Source organism: Bacillus sp. 03113 (assembly GCF_006546985.1).
Classification (GTDB): domain Bacteria; phylum Bacillota; class Bacilli; order Bacillales; family Cytobacillaceae; genus VATK01.
This window is the reverse complement of the sequence record NZ_VATK01000004.1, coordinates 66,024-86,905: the sequence shown is the minus strand read 5'-3', so window position 1 is coordinate 86,905 and position 20,882 is coordinate 66,024. Positions and strand designations below refer to the sequence as shown.

The window sequence follows — 20,882 nt, the reverse complement described above, 5'->3', positions numbered from 1 at the left end:
TAAATGCAATTTTTAGGAGTATAATAGTTTGAGAGAGCTCCAGATGATTTGGAAAAAGTAAAAATCGTTACATACTATAATGATTAGGAGAAAGGTTGTTGCCAGATGATTCAATCAAATTCCGTAAAGCTCACTTCATTATCCTCAAAAGGAGGATGTGGCTGTAAAATTGGGCCGGCAGATTTAGCAGAGGTGATCAGAATGCTGCCCCCAACAACGCTGAATTCAGATTTACTTGTTGGACTTGATACAAGTGATGATGCAGGGGTATATCGACTTAACGATGATTTAGCATTGGTGCAAACTGTTGATTTCTTTACTCCAATTGTAGATGATCCATATTCATTTGGCCAGGTGGCAGCAGCCAATGCGATTAGTGATATATATGCGATGGGTGGTAAACCACTTACTGCTCTTAACATTGTTGCCTTTCCTATCGCCACTTTAGACAAACATATTTTGGCGGATATATTGCGAGGTGCTGCTGATAAGCTAAAAGAAGCAGGCGCAACTCTCGTAGGGGGCCATTCAATAGATGACAAGGAGCCAAAATTTGGACTTGCTGTTACAGGTCTTGTTCATCCTCAAAAGATAAGAACTAATACAGGTGCAAGACCTGGAGACAAGCTTATTTTAACAAAACCTATTGGTGTCGGTATTTTAACTTCCTCCATTAAAAAAGGCTTGCTTACAAGCAAGGAAATTGCCAGAGTTACAGAAGTGATGGCGACATTAAATAAAAAAGCGGCAGAAACAATGGAATCGTACGATGTTCATGCGTGCACAGACGTGACAGGATTTGGTTTACTTGGTCATGCTTTAGAAATAGCTAAGGGAAGTGGTGTAGGCATACGAATGATCCAAAAACAAGTACCTATACTTGAGAAGGTAAGAGAGCTTGCAGAAAAAGGGGTCATTCCTGGTGGTACAAAAAATAATTATGCACACATAAAAGGATCGGTGTCTTTTCCAGAAACCATGGATCAAGTTGATCAATGGGTTTTATGTGACGCGGTTACATCAGGTGGACTATTAATCGCTGTAGAAGTAGAACAAGCTGAAAAGCTTTTATCAGAGCTTCATCAAGTAGGGGTTGAGGCTGGTTTAATTGGGGAAGTAATTGAAGAAGAAGCTGGACGTATTGTTGTAATATAAGGATCTTTTTCATAATGGTTGAGAGGTGGAAAAACAATTGTTCAAGGATATTACCATTCATCAATTATTGCATTTAAAAGATAAAAAAGAGATGGTGCTGATTGATGTAAGGTCGCCATCAGAATACAAGGATTCCACGATACCTGGAAGCATGAATATTCCATTGTTTAATGACGAAGAAAGAGCAGAAATTGGTACTATTTATAAGCAGATTAGTGTCCAGGCAGCGAAAGAACGCGGTCTTGAGATCGTATCTGCTAAGCTACCTAGTTTTATTAAGAAATTTGGTCAGATTGAAGCGGAAAAGACGGTATTTTGCTGGCGAGGAGGGATGCGAAGCAGGACAACGGCGACCGTCCTTGATTTAATGGGGATACATGTTTATCGACTAGAAGGCGGGATCCGTGAATATCGGAAATGGATAGTGGAACAACTAGAAAACTTGGAGTTTCAGAAGAAAGCTTTCGTTTTAAACGGATTCACTGGGACGGGAAAAACCTTGATTTTACGGAGACTACAAGAGAAAGGATATCCAGTTCTTGATTTGGAGAAAATGGCTAACCATAGAGGCTCTATTTTTGGACAAATTGGTTTAGTGCCATATAATCAGAAAACTTTTGAATCCCTCTTTGTAAATTGCTGGCTCCCTATCCGAAATTCACCTTATGTCCTATTTGAGGCTGAAAGCAAAAGAATTGGAAAAGTTGTTCTCCCTCCTCTGCTTATTCAAAAAAAGGAGAAAGGGATCCAGCTCATTGTTGATATGCCAATAGAAGAAAGGGTTCAACATATTTTAGAGGACTATCAGCCTTGGGAGCATCATGCTGAATGTATTGAGGCTTTTCTGAAAATAAAAAAGCGAATTCATACACCAGTTGCGTCTCAAATTATTTCCGATCTCAAATTAGGCCATTTTGCATCAGCAGTTCGATTATTACTAGAATATTACTATGATCCATTATATAAATATACAGAAAATCAATTTTCTGAAAATCAAAGAGTCATTTTGAAAGTAAAAAATGTGGATGAAGCTGTCCTTCTGATCCAGGATATTCTCAAAAATGAAGAAACCAAAATAAGGTGAAAGTAAAGCTAAAACCAAAAGGATAGAAAATAGTTTACTATTCCTATCCTTTTGGTTTTAGCTATTGTTTCAAACTAATAACAGTTTCCTCATCAGGTGTTACATAGATCGTTTGCTGATGGTCATAAATGACAAATCCAGGCTTAGCTCCGCTTGGCTTTCTTACATATCGTACAAGTGTAAAGTCGACAGGAACGGAGCTTGAGCTTCGTGCTTTACTATAATAAGAGGCTATTTTTGCGGCCTCTACAATGGTTGCATCATTTGGTTCTTTACTGCGAATAACAACATGTGAGCCAGGAATGTCTTTTGTATGCAGCCAAATATCATCACGGGCAGCCAATTTATTCGTTAAATAATCATTTTGTTTATTGTTTTTTCCGACCAATATTTCTGTTCCGTCCGTTGCAATATAGCGATCAAGGATTGGTTTTTGATTTTGCTGCTTTTTATTTTGGCGTTTTTTTCGATCCTTTAAATAGCCGCCTTCCACTAACTCCTCTCTTATTTCAGCAATGTCCTTCGGTGAAGCGGCAATAACCTGCTGCAATAGCGCCTCAAAGTAACGAATTTCTTCTGCAGCAATCCTTATTTGTTCTTGTACAATATCGATTGCATGCTTCGCTTTTTGATATTTTGTAAAGTATTTTTGAGCATTCTCTGATGGAGTTAGCCTCGGATCAAGAGATATAATGACGCTGCTCCCATTCTCGTCATAATAATTAAATACTTCTATTTCCTTCATTCCTTTTTGAACGGCAAAAAGATTTGCTGTTAAAAGCTCACCCATTAGCTGATATTGATCAGCGTTTTTAGCATCCTTCAAGGTGAGATTTAACTTCATTATTTTCTTTTCATTTTTCTCTTTCTCATTTCGAATATAACGCTCAAGATCGCTTGATTGCTGCTTTACTCGATCTCTTTCAGCTTTTCCAAAATAATAGCGGTCAAGCAGAGCACTTAAAGTTGGGTAGGTCTTCACTTCTCCTTGAATATGCTCTAAAGGATAGAGATAAAAACTTTCTTTGTTTGGTGAAATCGTAATAGCTGGTGAATATTCATGCTTTTCGATTTGTTTCATTATGGAAAAGAAAGCTTTTGGTAAGGTAATTCGATTTGCTATACCTGCTCGTGCGATAATTTCTTTAGCCATTAATGGTGACATCCCGGAAAAATGCTCTACAAGTTGTCTATCTAGTTTACCGCCGTTAAAATCCAGTATGCTTAATAAATCATCCTCTGTGAGTTGAAGAGGATTTTTTTTATGCTGCTTAGGAGGGGAAATATATTCATGCCCTGGAAGAATCGCTCGATGACTGTTAATAGAAAAAGAAATATGTTTAACGCTATCAAGAATCATGTTTCTCGTTTTATCAACCAAAATAATATTGCTGTGCTTTCCCATAATTTCAACGATCAACTGTTTATAGGAAGGATCACCAATTTCATTTCGACCTCTCACTTCAAAAATAATGATTCGATCTAATTCATCTTGATAAATTTGATCAATAAAATATCCCTCTAAATGTTTCCTTAAAAGCATACAAAACATAGGCGGTTCATTTGGGTTATCGTATGCTTCCTCCGTAAGTTGAAATCTAGCATAGCTGGGATGAACAGAGAAAAGAAGCTTATGATTTTTTCCTTGTGCCCGTACAACCAAGACGATTTCATTTTTATAAGGCTGGTGGACTTTATTGATTCTGCCTCCACTAAGTGTATTGGCTATTTCATTGGTCATTGCTCTTGTAAATAAACCATCAAATGACATGTTAATACATCCTTTACTAAATATCTAAATGTGCTTCTTAGCTGCCTGAGAGGATAGAGAAGCCTATCTTTTCTTTTATTATCATAGCATTTTTTTATTTATGGTTGAATAAGCTTTCTTTAGAGCAAGGGTTGGACAACTTTCCTTACAGTCCATCTACATTAACCATAACGAAGAAAAGTTTATTTTATCATGAGTTTGCTTTCACGCAAAAGTTGTTTATTTTCTTCGTACATATATTTATATAAAGGAAGTGAACCGTCCGAATGAAATTCCATGAAATGGATATCAATGAAGTGGAAAATGCCTTACAAACTAATTATGCAGCAGGATTAACGGAAGAGGAAGTACGAATTCGGAGGAAAGAGTTTGGCTATAATGAATTGGATGAAGGGGAAAAGCAATCTGCATTGCTCTTGTTTTTTAGTCAATTTAAAGATTTTATGGTTCTTGTTCTTTTAGCAGCAACTTTAATATCTGGATTATTAGGTGAATATGTTGATGCAATTGCCATTATTGCAATCGTTGTTGTAAATGGCTTTCTTGGTTTTTTTCAAGAGAGAAAGGCAGAGAAGTCGTTGGAAGCCTTAAAAGAATTATCTGCTCCTCAAGTGTATGTTCTAAGAGATAATGAATGGATAAAAATTCCATCTAAAGAGGTTGTTCCTGGTGATCTTATTAAATTTTCTACTGGTGATCGAATAGGTGCTGATCTTAGATTAGTAGATACAAAGAGCTTAGAAATTGAAGAGTCTGCATTGACTGGAGAGTCGGTTCCGGTTCAAAAGAGCACAGGAGCTATTTCTCTTTCGCATATTGAACTAGGTGATATGGAAAATATGGCATTTATGGGAACAATGGTGACAAGGGGAAGCGGTGTTGGGGTAGTCATTACGACTGGTATGAAAACGGCGATGGGGCAAATCGCAGGGTTGCTTCAAAATGCCGAAGCAACGGTTACTCCGTTGCAAAGACGGTTAGAACAGCTTGGCAAAATATTAATTATTGTCGCGATACTATTAACGATTTTAGTTGTTGTTGTTGGGATCCTCGGTGGTCACGAAATGTATACGATGTTCTTGGCTGGGGTCTCTCTAGCTGTAGCAGCGATTCCAGAAGGATTGCCTGCTATTGTAACGGTCGCTTTATCTCTTGGTGTTCAACGGATGATAAAGAAAAATGCGATTGTTCGAAAGCTCCCTGCTGTTGAAACACTCGGATGTGCTTCAGTGATTTGCTCAGATAAAACAGGTACGATGACACAAAATAAAATGACTGTTACCCATTTATGGAGCGGGGGGAAAACTTGGACTATTGATGGTATTGGCTATGAACCAAAAGGATCTTTTTATCAAGGAACAATTCGGACTTCCCCTTCAAATGAAAAAGCCATTTTACAAATGCTAATGTTTGGAATGCTATGTAATCATGCAGAAATCAAGAATAGGGAAAATGAATATATCATTGATGGAGATCCAACAGAGGGGGCTTTGCTCGTTGCCGCAATGAAAGCTGGATTAAATCGGGAGAATCTAGCTACGCAATATGATATCATTCATGAGTTTCCTTTTGATTCAACGAGAAAGATGATGAGTATCATTGTAAAGGATCGAAATGGACGGCAATTTGTTATTACAAAAGGTGCACCAGATGTACTGCTAGATCGAAGTAAATTAATTCTTTGGGATAATAAAAAACAGTCGATATCAAAAGACAATAAAGGTGAGATACAAGCCGCTATTCACCAGCTTGCTTCACAGGCATTAAGAACGATTGCGATCGGATTTAAAGAAATTTCTTCGCAATTATTTATTATGGATGAAGGAGAAGCTGAAAAGGATTTAGTTTTTCTTGGCTTACAAGGAATGATTGATCCTCCAAGGCCCGAGGTAAAAAAGGCCGTTAAGGAATGCAGGGCGGCGGGAATTAAAACGATTATGATTACCGGTGATCATGTGATTACTGCTCAAGCAATTGCTAAGCAGCTAGGGATTCTGCATCAACATTCAAAGGTGATTGAAGGTAAACAATTATCAAAAATGTCGGTGGACGAATTGGAAAATGTAGTGGAAGAGGTGTCTGTTTTTGCGAGAGTCTCACCTGAGCATAAATTGAAAATAGTAAAAGCGCTTCAAAATCGAGGACATGTCGTTGCAATGACTGGAGATGGAGTTAATGATGCACCTGCGATTAAATCTGCTGATATCGGTGTTGCAATGGGGATAACAGGAACGGATGTTGCAAAGGAGGCTTCTTCTTTAGTTCTTTTAGATGATAATTTTGCTTCTATTCAAGAAGCCATAAAAGAAGGAAGGAATATTTATGAGAATATTCGAAAGTTCATACGATATTTGCTAGCCTCCAATGTAGGTGAAATTTTAGTAATGTTTTTTGCGATGTTGCTTGCTTTACCGCTGCCGCTCGTACCGATTCAAATATTATGGGTCAATTTAGTTACAGATGGGTTGCCGGCAATGGCTCTTGGATTAGACAAACCAGAGGAAAATGTCATGCAGAGAAAGCCTCGAAGTCCAAAGGAAGGAGTCTTTGCTAGAAGTCTAGGCTGGAAAGTGATTTCGAGAGGCTTTCTAATCGGGATTGCTACTTTATTGGCTTTTATAATCGCTTATAAAGCTCATCCTGATCAATTAGCTTACGCCCAAACTGTCGCCTTTGCTACTTTAGTTTTAGCGCAGCTTATTCATGTATTTGACTGTAGAAGTGAGAAATCAGTCTTTTCTAGAAATCCGTTTGGCAATATATATTTAATTTGGGCAGTTCTTTCTTCATTATTACTCATGTTCATTGTCATCTATCATCCAGCCTTACAGAACATTTTTCATACCGTTCCGATACGGACAAAAGATTGGCTATTGATTACTGGGTTAGCAGCTATTCCAACTTTTTTACTAGCTGGATCATTTTTCGCAAGAAAAACAAATTGAAGTATGATATAATCCAAAAGGTAGTAGGGAAAAATCTCTATTACTTTTCTTTTGTTCGTCTAGCTTCGACGTACAGGACGTACTAGTGCCGATGAAGACATGCGGATGTGGCGTTTTTTAATCGGCCAGAGCCCAGCCCCTCGAGTCATAAGTCAAATCACTCCAGAAATCAGGATTTCCTGTGTGCTTCGCCTTATGCTTGTCAGGGCTAAACAGAGCACTTGCGCTTTTGTTCTAAACTTAGCAGTGATAGAATGAAAGGAAAGTGAACACCTTTGGGCACGACTTTTTTCAAGATTGGAAGTGAAAGAAATGGTCGTAAGCATGACAGGATTTGGAAGGAGCAAAAAAGAGTCAGGTTCTTGTTCCGTAATCGTTGAAGTGAAAACGGTTAATCACCGCTTTAGTGAATATCATTTTCGAATGCCAAGACAATTTTTGAAAATGGAAGATAAGCTAAAGAAGAAGCTTTCAAATTTCATACATAGAGGAAGAGTTGAAGTTTTTGTAACAGTTGAAGGTGAAGGCTTGGTTCACCAAAAGGTAAAGGTTGATTGGGATCTGCTGCAAAAATATGTGGAAGCAGTAACTGCGATTAGAGAAAAATTCCAGTTGAAAGACAACGTTTCTTTACATGAATTACTAAACAGAGATGATTTAATTCATATAGAAGAACAGGAAGAGGATAGCCCTGAGCTGAATTTGCTCCTACTTGAAGCAGTTGAAGAGGCAGCTAAACAGCTGAAGAAAATGAGATTGATTGAAGGGGCACATTTAGAGAAAGATATTTTACTTCATCTACATACACTGGAAAAAGGAATTGAAACTTTAAAAGAATTTTCCCCGCAGGTTATTTTACAGTATGAAGAGAAGCTAAGAAAGAAAATGAATGAGTTTTTAGATGAGATGGTTGATGAGGCAAGAATTTTATCTGAAGTTGCTATTTTTAGCGATAAAGCAGACATAAATGAAGAGTTAACAAGGCTTCTTAGTCATATTAAGCAATTTTCAAATACGCTATTATTAAATGAACCAATTGGACGTAAAATGGACTTTCTTTTACAAGAGATGAATCGAGAGGTCAATACAATTGGGGCGAAAGCAAATCATGCCACGATTGGAAATGAAGTCGTAGAAATGAAAAGCTTACTAGAAAAAATGAAAGAGCAAGTGCAAAATATCGAATAAAAATCGTTTAGAATTAGAAAGACAGGGTCAAAATAAGGATCTAATGACTGGAGGGCGGCTATGCCAATTAAGCTTATTAATATCGGATTTGGCAATATTGTTTCAGCCAATCGAATCATTTCAATTGTTAGTCCTGAATCAGCACCAATTAAGAGAATTATTCAAGACGCAAGAGATCGTGGTACGTTAATAGATGCAACGTTCGGAAGACGTACCAGAGCAGTCATCATCATGGATAGTGATCATATTATTCTCTCAGCGGTTCAGCCAGAAACGGTTGCTCACCGGCTAAACGATCGGGATGAAATCTTGGATGAAGGGTAGGATTAAGGAATGCACGAAAAAGGTTTACTAATCGTTTTATCTGGGCCTTCTGGAGTGGGGAAGGGAACCGTTAGAAAAGCAATATTTTCACAAAAAGATTTAGCATTTGAATATTCCATTTCAATGACGACAAGAAAGCCTCGTGAAGGAGAGGTTAATGGAGTCGATTATTTTTTCAAAACAAGAGAAGAATTTGAGCAGCTAATTAAACAAGGTAAGCTGCTGGAATATGCTGAATTTGTTGGAAATTATTATGGGACGCCTGTTGATTACGTTCGGGAGACTTTAGATAGAGGGAAGGATGTTTTCCTTGAGATTGAAGTTGAGGGTGCGAAACAGGTCCGTGAAAAATTCCCTGATGGCTTATTTATCTTTTTAGCGCCGCCGAGCTTATCCGAGTTAAAAAACCGTATCGTAACAAGAGGGACGGAAACAGAGGATGTCATTAAAAATCGTATGACTGCGGCAAAGGAAGAAATCGAAATGATGCATTTATATGATTATGTCGTTGAAAACGATCGTGTAGAAAATGCATGTGAAAAAGTAAAGGCCATCGTAATTGGTGAGCACTGCCGCAGAGAACGAGTTGAACCAAAATATAAAAAAATGCTGGAGGTTGATTAACGATGTTAAATCCATCAATTGATTCTTTATTAACAAAAATAGATTCCAAATATTCATTAGTTTCTGTCGCTGCAAAGCGTGCGCGAAAGCTTCAACTGAATGATAAGCAATTGTTAAATAAATATATTTCCCATAAAAATGTGGGAAAAGCTCTTGAAGAAATTAATGCAGAAAGACTGTATTATAGATTGGCAGATCGCAAAGAGGATGGAATAGAAGAATAATGAAGGGGCTGACTTTGTCAGCCTTTTTCTTGCACATAATGATAGGTTAGTTGTAAAAAAGAGATAAGAGTTTTGATCATAGTGGGAGATGGTCTGAAAATGCTGACTGGAAAAAAGATATTACTATGTGTCACAGGAGGAATCGCTGTTTATAAGGCTGCAGCATTAACTAGCAAAATTGTTCAAGCAGGTGCTGAAGTGAAAGTGCTATTAACAGAAGCAGCTGCTAAATTTGTCCCTCCGTTAACGTTTCAAGCCTTATCGAAAAATGATGTTTATATTGATACGTTTGATGAGAAAAATCCAAAAGTCATTGCGCACATTGATTTAGCGGATTGGCCGGATTTAATAGTAGTCGCTCCAGCTACTGCTAATACGATTGGGAAGCTTGCAAATGGAATCGCGGATAATATGGTTTCTACCACCTTGCTTGCTGCGACAGCCCCAGTTTGGATCGCACCTGCCATGAATGTGCACATGTATGATCATCCAGCTGTGAAAAAAAATATTCAGACATTATATGAATATGGCTACCGTTTCATTGAACCAAGCGAAGGATATTTAGCCTGTGGCTATGTTGGAAAAGGGAGACTTGAGGAACCAGAAAACATTGTTTCTATACTACAAGATTTTTTTTCAAGTTCTCCTATTGATTTATCTGGACAAACGGTATTGATTACAGCGGGTCCTACAAGAGAAAAGGTCGATCCTGTACGATTTCTTACAAATCATTCAACTGGAAAGATGGGCTATGCCATTGCAGAGCAAGCGAAAAAGGCAGGAGCGAAGGTGATCCTTGTAACTGGGCCGACTACCATTTTACCTCCTGCCGATGTAGATGTTATTCAAGTCGAAAGTGCTGAGGAAATGTATCAAGCTGTTATGAATCATTTTGAGCTAGCAACGATTGTCGTGAAAACTGCAGCTGTAAGTGATTACCGACCAAAAGTAACATTCACACACAAGGTAAAAAAAGAACCAGGAGATAAGCTGCTTGAGCTTGAAAGAACGAAAGATATTTTATTAGAGCTGGGGAAGCGCAGGGATCATCAATTATTAATTGGATTTGCTGCAGAGACGGATCATGTAGAGGAATATGCGAAAGAGAAATTAAGGAAAAAGAATGCTGATATGATTGTTGCTAATAACGTTAATTCCAATGGAGCAGGCTTCGAAACGGATACGAACATTGTGACTATTTATAAGCGAGATGGGCAAATCATAGAACTTCCTATTCTATCTAAAAAAGAGGTTGCATGGAACATATTGAACGAGGCTGTAAAATGGATTGAGGAGCATCAGAAATGAGAGTAGCTCAAGTTATTGTTGATGTTCCAACCAAGCAAACGGATAAACCTTATGATTACCTCATTCCAGTGCATTTTGAAGATACCATTCAGCCTGGAATGAGAGTCATTGTTCCCTTTGGCCCGCGAAATATACAGGGCTTTGTTGTTTCAGTAACCGAATCTTCGACTTTTAATAAACTAAGAGAAATCATTGAACCCATGGACTTGGTGCCCATATTAAATGAGGAGCTTTTGTCCTTAGGAAATTGGTTAACAGAGCAAACGATGTGCTTTAAGATCTCTTCTTTTCAAGCAATGCTGCCAGCTGCATTAAAAGCAAAGTATGAAAAGAAAATAAAACTTGTTCATCCCGATGCAATAGCTTCACTGCCGAAGGAGTTAGGACATTGGTTTAAAGAAGCTCATACGAGATCTTGGGAGGAAGCTGTTAACGCTGATTATTTACACTTACTACAAAAGGAAGCTAAGCGTGGAAAAGTCGAGGTTCTTTATGAGGTAAGGGAACGTGTAAAGAAAAAAATGAAAAAGCATTTACTCCCTGCTCTTACAGTAGAGGAGTTGATAGAAAAGAAACGCAGCCTTTCCCCTCAAGCATCCAAGCAACATATGGTCCTCGATTTTTTTATCATTCATCATCAGCCTATTGAGCAAAGTGAGCTTCTCTCCACTCTTATGATTACCACTTCTGTTATTAAAGGGCTTGTTCAAAAAGGCATTCTTATTGAAAACGAGCAAGAAGTTTACCGAGATCCTTTTGCTAATCGACTATATGAAAAAAAACAGCCGTTAGAGTTAAGTAAACCGCAAAATGAAGCAATAACACCTATATTAAGTTGTATTGACAATCATCAGCACAAAGTCTTTCTTTTATATGGGGTAACAGGCAGTGGAAAGACAGAAGTTTACCTGCAATCGATCCAAAATGTTTTACAAAAAGGCAAGGAATCGATTGTACTGGTACCTGAAATCTCTTTAACTCCACAAATGGTCACAAGATTTAAAGAAAGGTTTGGAGATTTAGTCGCTGTTCTACACAGTGGATTGTCAGCAGGTGAAAAATATGATGAATGGAGAAAGATTCATAGAAAAGAAGTAAAAGTAGTTGTTGGAGCAAGATCTGCTATATTTGCTCCATTTGACAATCTTGGAATTATTATTATTGATGAAGAACATGAAACAAGCTATAAGCAAGAAGAAAACCCAAAATATCATGCGAGAGATGTAGCGATAAAACGGGCGATAAGTCATCAATGTCCGGTTGTGTTGGGAAGTGCTACTCCTTCTTTAGAATCTTTTGCCCGCGCAAAAAAAGGAGTTTATGAACTTTTAACACTTTCGAATAGAATAAACAATCGGGCTCTTCCAAATGTTGAAATCGTTGATATGAGGGAAGAGCTTCGAGAGGGAAATCGATCCATGTTTTCTCGCTCTTTATTAGAAAAGCTAAAACTTCGTATAGACAAAAAAGAACAGACGGTTTTGTTTTTAAATAAAAGAGGTCACTCATCTTTTGTCATGTGCAGGGATTGTGGTCATGTTGTCAATTGTCCACATTGTGATATTTCGTTAACGTATCATCGGTTTCAGGATCAAATGAAATGTCATTATTGTGGGTATGAAGAAAGAGTACCAAGTATTTGCCCTATTTGTAATAGCGAGCATATACGTTATTTTGGAACAGGTACTCAAAAGGTGGAAGAGGAGCTTGGAAAGATACTTCCTGAAGCGAAGGTCATTCGAATGGATGTCGATACCACCACTCGTAAAGGATCCCACGAACGATTATTGAATGAATTTCAAAAGGGAAATGCAGATATCCTTTTAGGGACACAAATGATTGCGAAAGGGCTTGATTTTCCAAATATTACACTGGTCGGTGTTTTATCTGCAGATACGATGCTTCGACTGCCAGATTTTCGCTCCTCAGAAAAAACATTTCAGTTATTAACTCAAGTAAGCGGACGGGCAGGCAGGCATAAGCTTGCTGGAGAAGTTGTTATCCAAACATATTCACCAGAGCATTACAGTATCGAGCTAGCAGCTGATCAAGATTATGATCTCTTTTTTGATAGAGAAATGATGATGAGAAAGGTTCATAAATATCCTCCTTTTTATTATATTTCACTTATTACGGTTAGCCATGAACAACTTTTAAAAGCTGTATCTGTTACAGAGAAAATTACAGCATTTGTACGTTCTAAGCTATCAGAACAAACGGTTGTGTTAGGACCAGTGGCATCGCCGATTTCTCGGATAAAAAATAGATATCGATATCAGTGTTTGATAAAATACAAGCATGAACCTGATCTTGCAAAAGTGCTTAAAAGCATTGTCGATCATTATCAAAACGAATTTACGACAAACGGATTGCAAATCTCAATAGATGTAAATCCTTATCTATTAATGTAAGTTATTATAGGTGGATGATCGGGAGTATGAGGTAGATTTCTACTCCACTGATTTTGAATCACATCTGTAAGAAAATGAGATATAGTAGCCGTACTCACTAAAAAGGCTACTCAAATGTTTTCATCTTAGGAGGTTAAACCAATTGACTGTTAAAAAAATAGTCACCTTTCCAGCTACGATCCTTCAAGAAGTTTGTGATCCAGTTACGGTTTTTGATCGAAAGCTGGGGAAACTATTAGACGATATGTATGATACCATGATTGAATTTGATGGAGTAGGATTAGCAGCACCACAAATTGGGATAAAAAAAAGAATTGCGATTGTCGATATTGACGATGAATCTGGAACGATTGAATTAATAAATCCTGAAATCATCAAAACAGAAGGAGAACAAACAGATCCTGAAGGATGTTTAAGTTTTCCAGGTTTATATGGTAAAGTGTCAAGACCTAACTACGTCAAAATTAAAGCTCAAAATCGAAAAGGGAAGAGCTATACTCTTGAAGCAGAAGGATTTTTAGCAAGAGCCATTCAGCATGAGATGGATCATTTAGAAGGAATTCTTTTTACATCAAAGGTTATTCGATATATTGAAGAAGAAGAGCTAGAAAGGTTGGAAAATGAATGACACGAATCGTCTTTATGGGTACACCTGATTTTTCAGTTCCCGTTTTAAAACAAATTATTGAGGATGGCTTTGAAGTTATTGCTGTAGTGACTCAGCCTGATCGACCGGTTGGGAGAAAAAAAATCCTTACTCCGCCACCTGTAAAGGTAGAAGCATTAAACCAAGGAATTCCTGTCTATCAACCAGATAAAATTCGAGAAAAAGCTGAATTGGAAAAGATTATCGCTCTAGAGCCCGACTTAATTGTAACAGCTGCTTTTGGACAGATTTTACCAAATGAGCTATTGGAATATCCAAAATATGGTTGTATTAATGTCCATGCTTCTTTGCTTCCAGAGCTAAGAGGTGGAGCGCCAATTCATTATTCTATCCTTCAAGGAAAAGAAAAAACAGGGATTACGATTATGTACATGGCTGAAAAACTAGATGCTGGTGACATATTAACACAGGTAGAAGTACCGATAGAAGAAAGAGATACTGTGGGAATTTTGCATGATAAATTGAGTTTGGCTGGTTCTAATCTTTTATCTGAGACATTGCCAAAGCTATTGGCAGGACAGTTAACAGCAATTAAGCAGGATGAAGAACAGGCAACCTTCGCTTCAAATATTAAAAGATCAGATGAAAAAATTAATTGGTCAAGATCTGGAGAAGAGATATATAACCAAATTAGAGGCTTAAATCCATGGCCGGTAGCCTATACTACTCTTCATAAAGGAATTGTAAAGGTATGGTGGGCAGAAAAATCACATACTTCAGCAAATCTTTCTCCAGGAACGATTATAGACATTGATGAAGAGAGCTTCACGGTTGCAACTGGGAATGATACAGCTTTGAAAATTATAGAGCTACAACCATCTGGAAAGAAAAAGATGACAGCCGCAGAATTTCTTCGTGGGGCTGGCTCTCAGCTAGCGATCGGAGATCAGTTAGGAGATCTAAATGAATAAGAAAAAAAACAATGTTCGAGAAACAGCACTAGATCTTCTAGAAACGATAAGTAAAAATCAATCATACAGCAATTTGTTATTAAACAATGCTATTAATAAACATAAGGTGGATGCAAAAGATATTGGTTTATTAACTGAACTTGTTTATGGTACGCTGCAAAGAAAAATGACACTTGATTTCTATTTACAGCCCTTTCTAAAAAAGAAGAATAAAATAGAGAGCTGGGTTTTAAATTTATTAAGATTAACCCTTTATCAAATGGTTTACTTGGATAAAATACCGGATAGAGCGGCTGTTTTTGAAGGGGTAGAAATTGCTAAGAGAAGAGGACATAAAGGGATTACATCCATGGTAAATGGTGTGCTTAGGTCCATTCAAAGAGAAGGTCTTCCTTCATTAGAAGATGTGAAAGATCCAATAGAAAGGCTCTCAATTCGTACAAGTCACCCTAGCTGGCTTGTAAAGAGGTGGGTCGAACAGTTAGGATATAATGAAACTGAAAAAATGTGCGAACTGAACTTAACTGCACCTTTTCAGACAGCAAGAGTCAATGTGACGAAAATATCAAGAGAGAAATGTTTAGAAAAACTAATAGAAGAGGGCTATCAAGTAGAACCAAGTCCTATTTTGAAAGAAGCGATTAAGTGTTTAAAAGGAAATTTAGCTCATTCACAAGCTTTTAGGGAAGGACTGTTGACGATCCAGGATGAAAGCTCTATGCTTGTAGCTTATGCTCTTCAATTAGACCATTCTTATGCGGTTCTAGATGCATGTGCAGCCCCAGGAGGGAAGTCCACTCATATAGCAGAGAAAATGAATCGAAATGGACAGGTTATTTCATTAGATTTGCATGATCATAAAATAAAACTAATTCGTGAAAATGCCGAGCGGTTAGACCTTCCCAATATAATAACGAAGGCATTAGACAGCCGGAAAGCGAAGGAACAATTTGAAAAGGAAACCTTCGATCGAATTTTATTAGATGCACCATGCTCAGGCTTAGGTGTTATGAGAAGAAAGCCTGATATGAAATATACGAAACAAGCAGAAGACATTTTTCAATTACAAAAGATACAGCTAAGTTTATTGGAATCCGTTTCCCCTTTGCTAAAAAAAGGTGGTATTCTTATTTACAGTACTTGTACGGTAGATCGTATAGAAAATCAAGATGTCATAGAGCAGTTTTTAAGCAAACATACAGAATTTGAAGAGGATCGATCAATGCCACTTCGTTTACCTGATAGCATCCGACCACTCGCCAAAGAATTCGACATGCAAATACTTCCGCAGCACTTTGGATCAGACGGCTTTTATATAGCTGCTATTAGAAAAGTGGAGACGCCTTGATCAGCCCTGAAGAAAAATGTTCATTTGCCTCAAAAAGTGTTCTTTACTTTTAGAGGCAAATGGTTATTTTTCACAAGGGTTAGGCGCTGAAGCTAGACAAAGAAAAGTGGCCGATTAAAAACGCCACGGCCTTATGCCTTTATCGGCACTAGTACTTCCTGTACTTCAAAACTAGATAATAAAAGAAAGAAGGTGTAAGATAATGGAACAAACAACCAAAAACGAAAAGATTAAAACGATCGCATCAAAACCTTCCATCTATTCTTTACAACTACACGAGCTTAAAGAATGGTTAAAGGAGCAAAATGATAAAGCTTTTAGAGCGGAACAAATTTTTGATTGGCTTTATAAAAAGCGTGCGCATTCGTTTCAAGATATGACGAACCTGTCTAAAGGATTAAGAGAAAAATTAGAAGAAAGCTTTACTATTACAACTCTTAAAACTATTGTGCAGCAAACATCCTCTGATGGAACCATCAAATTTTTATTTGAATTACAGGATGGCTATTCGATAGAAACTGTTTTAATGAGACATGAATATGGGAATTCTGTCTGTGTAACGACCCAGGTTGGGTGTAGAATTGGCTGTACATTTTGTGCATCTACGCTTGGTGGTTTAAAAAGAAACTTGGAAGCTGGAGAAATTGTTGCTCAAGTAGTGAAAGTGCAGCAAGCTTTAGATGAAAGCAATGAACGTGTTAGCTCCGTTGTTATTATGGGAATTGGAGAACCTTTTGACAATTACGATCAAATGATGTCATTTTTGAAAATTATTAATCATGATCAAGCATTAAATATTGGTGCTCGCCACATTACCGTATCGACGAGCGGCATTATTCCGAAAATTTATCAATTTGCAGATGAAAAGCTGCAAATCAATTTTGCTCTATCTCTTCATGCTCCAAATTCAGAGTTGCGAGGAAAGCTTATGCCGATTAACCGTGCTTATAAACTCCCAGATTTAATGGAGGCAATCCGTTATTATGTCAATAAAACTGGAAGAAGAGTAAGCTTTGAATATGGATTATTCGGTGGTGAAAACGATCAAGTTGAGCATGCAGAAGAGCTTGCGCAGTTGATAAAAGGGATAAAATGTCACGTTAATTTAATCCCAGTAAACTATGTACCTGAAAGAGATTATGTGAGAACACCTAGAGAGCAAATCTTTTTATTTGAAAAAACATTGAAAAACCACGGGGTAAACGTAACCATTCGCAGAGAACAAGGTCACGATATTGATGCAGCATGCGGTCAATTGCGAGCAAAGGAGCGTAAAGAAGAAACGAGGTGATAAAATGAAGGCGGTTTTTATGACTGACCAAGGGAGAATTCGTCAGCATAATGAAGATAATGGTGGTATTTTCAGTAATCAATATGGACAACGCCTTGCCATTGTAGCAGATGGCATGGGCGGCCACCGTGCTGGAGATGTTGCAAGTGAAATGGCTCTATTAAATATGCAAGCTTTATGGGAAAAAGCAGACAAGATTGAAACGGCAGAACAAGCTGAAGTTTGGTTAATGACTAGCATACAAAATGTAAATAAAATTTTATTTGACCATGCAAAAACCCATACGGAATGTGAAGGAATGGGGACGACCATAGTCGCCGTCATATGTACAGATCATTTTGCAACGATTGCCAATATTGGAGACAGCAGATGCTATCTGTATAATGAAGATGGTTTTAAACAAGTTACTGAAGATCATTCGCTGGTGAATGAGCTTGTTCGATCTGGTCAGATTACGAAGGAGGATGCAGAACATCATCCGCGCAAAAATGTTTTATTGAGGGCATTAGGGACGGAACAATCCGTCGATATGGATATTAAAACGATTATTTTTGAAGAAGGTGACCTTCTTTTATTATGCTCAGATGGATTATCAAACAAAGTTGCGGACGCTAATATGGTCGAAGTTTTGAAAACAGATCTTTTGTTGAATGAGAAAGCATCGATTCTGATTAAATTAGCAAACGAAAACGGAGGAGATGATAATATCACCATTGTCATTATCGAGTTTGTTGATGGGCAGCAAGCAGGTGATAATTTATGATGATTGGCAAAAGAATTAGTGGCCGATATCGAATTTTAGATATGGTTGGCGGCGGTGGAATGGCGAACGTCTACCTTGCACATGATATGATTTTAGATCGTGATGTAGCCGTTAAAATGCTTAGATTAGACTTTGCCAATGATGAAGAGTTTATTCGTCGTTTTCATAGAGAAGCACAGTCTGCGACAAGTTTAGTTCATCCAAATATTGTGGGTATTTATGATGTTGGAGAAGAAGATTCTATTTATTATATTGTCATGGAATATGTTGATGGCCAAACACTAAAACAATACATACAGCAAAATTCACCGATAAACATTGATGAAGCACTTAACATCATGAGACAGCTTACATCTGCTATTTCTCACGCTCATCAAAATCACATTATTCATCGAGACATAAAACCGCAAAATATACTTATTGATCATAATGGCAATGTGAAAATAACGGATTTTGGGATCGCCCTAGCACTCAGTGCGACAAGCATAACTCAAACAAATTCTGTTTTGGGATCTGTCCATTATTTATCCCCAGAGCAAGCTAGAGGGGGAATGGCGAACAAAAAGTCAGATATATACTCACTTGGGATTGTCATGTTTGAGCTGTTAACAGGTCGATTACCGTTTTCAGGAGAATCGGCAATCTCCATTGCTTTAAAACATTTACAATCAGAAACCCCTTCATTAAGAAGGTGGAACCCATTAATACCACAAAGTGTAGAAAATATTGTGTTAAAGGCAACAGCGAAAGATCCATTTCGCCGCTATACAAGTGTTGATGAAATGGACGAGGATTTATGGACTGCTCTAGACCCTAGTAGGATGGATGAAGAAAAATTCATAGTTCCGATCGATGATGAGGTAACAAAAGCTGTTCCAATTATTACCAATGATCAAGAGTATCCGAACCTTGATGAAACGATTGTCCATGGTAAAGGAACAAAACCGTTTAAGCCATACCAAGGGGAATCTAAAAAAAGTCAACAAGAAAAGAAGCCAAAAAAACGGAATAAAATGCTTATTATTTTATTTACAAGTTTACTAATAGTAGCTACTTTATCCTTACTGGCTTTTACGTTACTCCCTGAAATCATGGCACCAAAAGAAATAAAAGTCCCAGATGTTTCCCATATGACAACTGATAAAGCCATTACAAAACTGCAATCAAACGGATTTATTATAGGGAAAACCATTCAAATGAATGATGAATATATCGATGCAGGGAAAATTATTAGGACAAACCCGTCAGCAGGAAAATTTGTTGATGAAGGTACAGAAATTAGCTTGTACGAAAGCAAAGGTAAAGAAAAATTTGAGCTTTCTGATTATCGGAGCAGACAATTTGAGGATGTTGAAGCTTTATTAGATGAGCAGAATTTTAGATCCATTCGAACAAAAGAAGTATTTGATGAAAATCAATCTCCTGGGACTATTCTTGAACAAAGCTTTTCAAAAGGGGATCAAGTTGTTCCAGAGGAAACCGATCTTGAATTTACTATTAGCAAAGGGCCTGAGTTAATAAGACTGAAGGATTTAAAAGGAAATTCAAGGCAAGCCGTTAATGAATATGCCAATTTAACAGGTTTAAATATACGTATTGCTTCAGAGGAATATAGTGATCAAATTTCTGAAGGATTTGTTATTTCACAATCTCCTGAGCCTGGAACAAACTTAAAAAAAGGATCTGATGTCTCTGTTGTTATTTCCAAAGGAAAAAACAATCAACCTAAACAAGTTAATGAAGATATCACGATCCCTTATGAGCCTTCTGTTGAAGGTCAAGCACAACAAGTACAGATTTTTATCGAAGATGCTAATAGGGACATTACTGAGCCAGCTGAGACGTTTACGATAACTGAAACGACCCAAAAAAGAATTCAATTAACGATCCCATATGGAGGTCAAGCTGAGTATAAGGTCATTCGTGATCAAAATGTCATTATTGATAAAGTCGTTCAATATCAAGAATAAAGCAAGGAGCGTTGCTATGCCAGAAGGCAAAATTATTAAAGCGTTAAGCGGCTTTTACTATGTTTTTAGTGAGAATAAAGTGACTCAATGCCGAGGCAGGGGTGTATTCCGCAAAAAAAAGATTACCCCACTAGTTGGAGATGAGGTCGTATTTCAAGCTGAAAATGAAACAGATGGATATATACTCGAAATCAAGGAAAGAAAAAATGAATTAGTACGTCCGCCTATTGCCAATGTAGATCAAGCAATTCTTGTTTTTTCTGCTGTTGAACCAGATTTTAGCACGACTTTATTGGACCGATTTCTTGTCTTGGTAGAGTTTAATCATATCCGGCCTATCATTTGTATTACGAAAATGGATTTAGCTAGCGTTGAGCATTCCATGCAGATTGAACAATTTGCAGCTAATTATAGACAAGCTGGGTATACAGTTTTACTAACTTCATCAAAGACCGAGGATGGAATAGAAGAGCTTTCTCCTTATTTAAAAGGAGTCATTTCCGTTTTTGCAGGTCAATCAGGTGTCGGTAAATCGTCGTTATTAAATGCTTTACGTCCTGACTTAGAGCTGAAAACAGATGATATATCTTCTTATTTAGGAAGAGGGAAGCATACGACAAGACATGTAGAGCTGATAGAAATAGGAAACGGTTTAGTAGCTGATACACCAGGTTTTAGCTCTCTTGAATTTATTGATATGAATGCAGAGGATTTAAACGAATGCTTCCCTGAAATATTAGAAGAAAGCGAAAAATGTAAATTTAGAGGCTGCCTTCATCTTTTGGAACCAAAATGTGCTGTGAAAGAGGCTTATACGAATGGAAGTATCCCTTCCTATCGTTATGAGCATTATAAAGATTTTCTACAAGAAATTAAAGATAGAAAGCCGAGGTATTAG

General features: G+C 37.5%; 17 protein-coding genes. 16 read left to right on the top strand and 1 reads right to left on the bottom strand.

The window, feature by feature from the left end; all coding sequences use genetic code 11:
* Positions 1–105: 105 nt before the first annotated feature.
* Together selD and mnmH are read left to right on the top strand one after the other, a co-directional pair.
* The gene (gene selD / locus FDO66_RS04610; protein ID WP_141431246.1) at positions 106–1,155 is read left to right on the top strand and encodes a selenide, water dikinase SelD; all 1,050 of its coding nucleotides are present in this window, start codon (positions 106–108) and stop codon (positions 1,153–1,155) included.
* 37 nt (positions 1,156–1,192) lie between these two features.
* Positions 1,193–2,239 (top strand): tRNA 2-selenouridine(34) synthase MnmH, encoded by a 1,047-nt coding sequence (mnmH, locus tag FDO66_RS04605; RefSeq protein ID WP_141431245.1) that lies wholly within the window; start codon positions 1,193–1,195, stop codon positions 2,237–2,239.
* A gap of 61 nt (positions 2,240–2,300) precedes the next feature.
* On the opposite strand, the gene FDO66_RS04600 is transcribed toward mnmH, so the two are convergent.
* Positions 2,301–4,010 (bottom strand): Rqc2 family fibronectin-binding protein, encoded by a 1,710-nt coding sequence (locus FDO66_RS04600; RefSeq protein ID WP_141431244.1) that lies wholly within the window; start codon positions 4,008–4,010, stop codon positions 2,301–2,303.
* Between the two features lie 266 nt (positions 4,011–4,276).
* Here FDO66_RS04600 and FDO66_RS04595 point away from each other — a divergent pair, with 266 nt between their 5' ends.
* From FDO66_RS04595 to rsgA, 14 genes are all read left to right on the top strand, one after another.
* A complete protein-coding gene (locus FDO66_RS04595; protein WP_141431243.1) occupies positions 4,277–6,955 on the top strand; it encodes a calcium-translocating P-type ATPase, SERCA-type in 2,679 nt (892 codons plus the stop codon).
* Between the two features lie 312 nt (positions 6,956–7,267).
* The gene (locus tag FDO66_RS04590) at positions 7,268–8,143 is read left to right on the top strand and encodes a YicC/YloC family endoribonuclease (protein ID WP_141431242.1); all 876 of its coding nucleotides are present in this window, start codon (positions 7,268–7,270) and stop codon (positions 8,141–8,143) included.
* Positions 8,144–8,203: 60 nt separating this feature from the next.
* Positions 8,204–8,467 (top strand): extracellular matrix/biofilm regulator RemA, encoded by a 264-nt coding sequence (gene remA, locus FDO66_RS04585; RefSeq protein ID WP_141431241.1) that lies wholly within the window; start codon positions 8,204–8,206, stop codon positions 8,465–8,467.
* A 9-nt stretch (positions 8,468–8,476) separates the two neighbouring features.
* Positions 8,477–9,091 (top strand): guanylate kinase, encoded by a 615-nt coding sequence (gene gmk, locus FDO66_RS04580; protein ID WP_141431240.1) that lies wholly within the window; start codon positions 8,477–8,479, stop codon positions 9,089–9,091.
* Between the two features lie 2 nt (positions 9,092–9,093).
* The gene (rpoZ, locus tag FDO66_RS04575; protein WP_141431239.1) at positions 9,094–9,315 is read left to right on the top strand and encodes a DNA-directed RNA polymerase subunit omega; all 222 of its coding nucleotides are present in this window, start codon (positions 9,094–9,096) and stop codon (positions 9,313–9,315) included.
* A gap of 99 nt (positions 9,316–9,414) precedes the next feature.
* Entirely contained in the window at positions 9,415–10,623 is a 1,209-nt protein-coding gene (coaBC, locus tag FDO66_RS04570) for a bifunctional phosphopantothenoylcysteine decarboxylase/phosphopantothenate--cysteine ligase CoaBC (protein WP_141431238.1), read from the top strand.
* Positions 10,620–13,034, top strand: coding sequence for a primosomal protein N' (gene priA, locus FDO66_RS04565; RefSeq protein ID WP_141431237.1), 2,415 nt, complete (start codon positions 10,620–10,622; stop codon positions 13,032–13,034). Before coaBC ends, priA begins: the two co-directional genes overlap by 4 nt.
* A gap of 142 nt (positions 13,035–13,176) precedes the next feature.
* Entirely contained in the window at positions 13,177–13,662 is a 486-nt protein-coding gene (def, locus tag FDO66_RS04560) for a peptide deformylase (protein ID WP_141431236.1), read from the top strand.
* Positions 13,659–14,612, top strand: a complete 954-nt coding sequence (fmt, locus tag FDO66_RS04555; protein ID WP_141431235.1) for a methionyl-tRNA formyltransferase — start codon at positions 13,659–13,661, stop codon at positions 14,610–14,612. Before def ends, fmt begins: the two co-directional genes overlap by 4 nt.
* Positions 14,605–15,960 (top strand): 16S rRNA (cytosine(967)-C(5))-methyltransferase RsmB, encoded by a 1,356-nt coding sequence (rsmB, locus tag FDO66_RS04550; protein ID WP_141431234.1) that lies wholly within the window; start codon positions 14,605–14,607, stop codon positions 15,958–15,960. Before fmt ends, rsmB begins: the two co-directional genes overlap by 8 nt.
* A 202-nt stretch (positions 15,961–16,162) precedes the next feature.
* The gene (gene rlmN / locus FDO66_RS04545) at positions 16,163–17,251 is read left to right on the top strand and encodes a dual-specificity RNA methyltransferase RlmN (RefSeq protein WP_141431233.1); all 1,089 of its coding nucleotides are present in this window, start codon (positions 16,163–16,165) and stop codon (positions 17,249–17,251) included.
* A gap of 4 nt (positions 17,252–17,255) precedes the next feature.
* On the top strand, positions 17,256–18,014 hold the full coding sequence (locus FDO66_RS04540; protein WP_141431232.1) for a Stp1/IreP family PP2C-type Ser/Thr phosphatase: 759 nt from the start codon (positions 17,256–17,258) through the stop codon (positions 18,012–18,014).
* Positions 18,011–19,984 carry a Stk1 family PASTA domain-containing Ser/Thr kinase gene (pknB, locus tag FDO66_RS04535; RefSeq protein WP_141431231.1) on the top strand — a complete coding sequence of 658 codons (1,974 nt, stop codon included), beginning with the start codon at positions 18,011–18,013 and terminating at the stop codon, positions 19,982–19,984. Before FDO66_RS04540 ends, pknB begins: the two co-directional genes overlap by 4 nt.
* A gap of 16 nt (positions 19,985–20,000) precedes the next feature.
* Complete coding sequence (rsgA, locus tag FDO66_RS04530) at positions 20,001–20,882, top strand: ribosome small subunit-dependent GTPase A (protein WP_141431230.1); 882 nt, start codon at positions 20,001–20,003, stop codon at positions 20,880–20,882.

Excerpts from the sequence above, each read along its gene's own strand:
- rsmB (WP_141431234.1), top strand. The coding sequence starts at position 14,605 with ATGAATAAGAAAAAAAACAATGTTCGAGAAACAGCACTAGATCTTCTA.
- rlmN (WP_141431233.1), top strand. The coding sequence starts at position 16,163 with ATGGAACAAACAACCAAAAACGAAAAGATTAAAACGATCGCATCAAAA.
- priA (WP_141431237.1), top strand. The coding sequence starts at position 10,620 with ATGAGAGTAGCTCAAGTTATTGTTGATGTTCCAACCAAGCAAACGGAT.
- FDO66_RS04540 (WP_141431232.1), top strand. The coding sequence starts at position 17,256 with ATGAAGGCGGTTTTTATGACTGACCAAGGGAGAATTCGTCAGCATAAT.
- rpoZ (WP_141431239.1), top strand. The coding sequence starts at position 9,094 with ATGTTAAATCCATCAATTGATTCTTTATTAACAAAAATAGATTCCAAA.
- FDO66_RS04590 (WP_141431242.1), top strand. The coding sequence starts at position 7,268 with ATGGTCGTAAGCATGACAGGATTTGGAAGGAGCAAAAAAGAGTCAGGT.
- remA (WP_141431241.1), top strand. The coding sequence starts at position 8,204 with ATGCCAATTAAGCTTATTAATATCGGATTTGGCAATATTGTTTCAGCC.
- FDO66_RS04600 (WP_141431244.1), bottom strand. The coding sequence starts at position 4,010 with ATGTCATTTGATGGTTTATTTACAAGAGCAATGACCAATGAAATAGCC.
- pknB (WP_141431231.1), top strand. The coding sequence starts at position 18,011 with ATGATGATTGGCAAAAGAATTAGTGGCCGATATCGAATTTTAGATATG.
- gmk (WP_141431240.1), top strand. The coding sequence starts at position 8,477 with ATGCACGAAAAAGGTTTACTAATCGTTTTATCTGGGCCTTCTGGAGTG.
- rsgA (WP_141431230.1), top strand. The coding sequence starts at position 20,001 with ATGCCAGAAGGCAAAATTATTAAAGCGTTAAGCGGCTTTTACTATGTT.
- FDO66_RS04595 (WP_141431243.1), top strand. The coding sequence starts at position 4,277 with ATGAAATTCCATGAAATGGATATCAATGAAGTGGAAAATGCCTTACAA.
- selD (WP_141431246.1), top strand. The coding sequence starts at position 106 with ATGATTCAATCAAATTCCGTAAAGCTCACTTCATTATCCTCAAAAGGA.
- fmt (WP_141431235.1), top strand. The coding sequence starts at position 13,659 with ATGACACGAATCGTCTTTATGGGTACACCTGATTTTTCAGTTCCCGTT.
- coaBC (WP_141431238.1), top strand. The coding sequence starts at position 9,415 with ATGCTGACTGGAAAAAAGATATTACTATGTGTCACAGGAGGAATCGCT.